2 protein-coding genes are annotated in these 1,783 nt (G+C 76.7%); one reads left to right on the top strand and one right to left on the bottom strand.

Translation table 11 applies throughout. From position 1 onward, the window contains the following. Positions 1–295: 295 nt before the first annotated feature. A complete protein-coding gene (locus B0E53_RS36215) occupies positions 296–841 on the bottom strand; it encodes an orotate phosphoribosyltransferase (RefSeq protein WP_107079889.1) in 546 nt (181 codons plus the stop codon). Between the two features lie 55 nt (positions 842–896). Here B0E53_RS36215 and B0E53_RS36210 point away from each other — a divergent pair. Continuing rightward, positions 897–1,783 (top strand): PucR family transcriptional regulator (locus tag B0E53_RS36210; protein WP_246835781.1); only part of this gene is annotated, 887 nt, incomplete at its 3' end.

Raw genomic sequence — 1,783 nt, 5'->3', positions numbered from 1 at the left:
CACGGGCGGCTCGTCGTCCGCGCGCTCCGGCGCCCAGCCGGCCGCCGGCTCGGCCGGATGGGTGAAGCCCGTCCGGCGCGGGTGCTTGGCGGCCGCCTGCTGGTCGTGGTGGCCCGGCCGGCAGGGCTCGCCCTGGGCGCAGCCGTGCTCGGCCTCCCCGTGCGCCATCCCGGTCTCCTCACGCTCGCCATCACCCGTCGGGCGGTCGTCACCCCGACGTGCTCTGACACCGTACTGGCCGGGCCCGACGGGGTCGTCAGCGCGTACCCGTGGAGATCGTCCGGGACGGGAACGGTCAGGGCCGGCGGGCGGCGTCCAGGTCGGCGCGGGTGAGCAGGGCGCGCAGCGCGATGCCGTGCCCGGCGAGCGCCTCCGCGCCGCCCTCGCCCCGGTCGATCACGCAGAGCGCGTGCTCGACGGTCGCGCCCAGCTCGCGGAGCTGGCCGGTGGAGATCACCACCTGGCCGCCCGAGGTCACCACGTCCTCGACCACCAGCACCCGCCGTCCGGCGACGTCCGCGCCCTCGGCCAGCCGGGCGGTCCCGTACGCCTTGGCGATCTTGCGGACGAACGCGCAGGGCAGCCCGACGTGCCGGGCCAGCGCGGTGACCACCGGGATGCCGCCCATCTCCAGGCCGGCCAGCACCTCGGTGCCGGGCGGGACCAGCCCGGCCAGGCCGGCGGCGACCCGGTCCAGCAGCACCGGGTCGGCCTCGAACCGGTACTTGTCGAAGTACTCGTCGGCGGTCCGGCCGGAGCGGAGCACGAAGCGTCCGGTGAGGCGGCAGGTGGCGTCGATGTCGCGGGCGAGGTCGGCGAGGGCGCGCGGGGTGTCGGTCACGGGAGATCATTGTCGCCGCTCGCCGCCGTCCCCGGTGCGGCGGGCGGGCCTCGAAGTGGAGCCGCTGGTCAGGGCGTGTCAGGCTGGTGCGGTGAGCGAACCGGGCGGGACCGAGCTGTCGGCGACGCTGCGCCGTATCGAGCGGGCGGCGGGCGCGCTGTCCACGGCCAGCGTGGCGCGGATGGACGAGACGCTGCCCTGGTTCCGGGAGCTGCCGGCCGACCAGCGCTCCTGGGTCATGCTGGTCGCCCAGGCGGGTGTCCGGTCCCTGGTGCAGTGGCTGCACCAGGGCGGTGGCGCGACCGACAGCACCCAGGAGGTGTCGGACGAGGTCTTCGCCGCCGCGCCGCAGGCCCTCGCGCGCTCGATCACCCTCCAGCAGACCGTGGCGCTGATCAAGGTGACCATCGAGGTGGTCGAGGAGCAGGTGTCGCACCTCGCCGTGAAGGGCGAGGAGCAGCTGCTGCGGGAGGCGGTGCTGCGCTTCTCCCGGGAGATCGCCTTCGCCGCCGCCCGGGTCTACGCCCGCGCCGCGGAGACCCGCGGCTCCTGGGACGCCCGGTTGCAGGCGTTGCTGGTGGACGCGCTGCTGCGCGGCGACTCGCCGGACGTGCTGGCCAGCCGGGCGGCGGCGCTGGGGTGGTCGGACGCGCCGCCGGTGGCGGTGGCGGTGGGCCGCTCTCCCGGCGGCGAGGTGGCAGCCGTGCTGCACACCGTCTACCGGCAGGCCCGCCGGATCGGGGTCGAGGTGATCGGCGGCGTGCACGGCGACCGGCTGGTCATCGTGCTGGGCGGGGCGGCCGACCCGGTGGCGGCCACGGAGAAGCTGCTCACCGCGTTCGGGGCGGGCCCGGTGGTGGTCGGCCCGGCCGTGCCCAGCCTCGACGAGGCGACCGACTCGGCGCGCGCCGCGTTGGCCGGCTTCCGGGCCGCGCCGGCCTG

Origin of the sequence: Micromonospora sp. MH33 (assembly GCF_003013775.1) — a bacterium.
Classification (GTDB): domain Bacteria; phylum Actinomycetota; class Actinomycetes; order Mycobacteriales; family Micromonosporaceae; genus Micromonospora; species Micromonospora fulviviridis.
The sequence above is the reverse complement of the archived record's forward strand: the minus strand, read 5'-3'. Positions and strand labels throughout refer to the sequence as shown.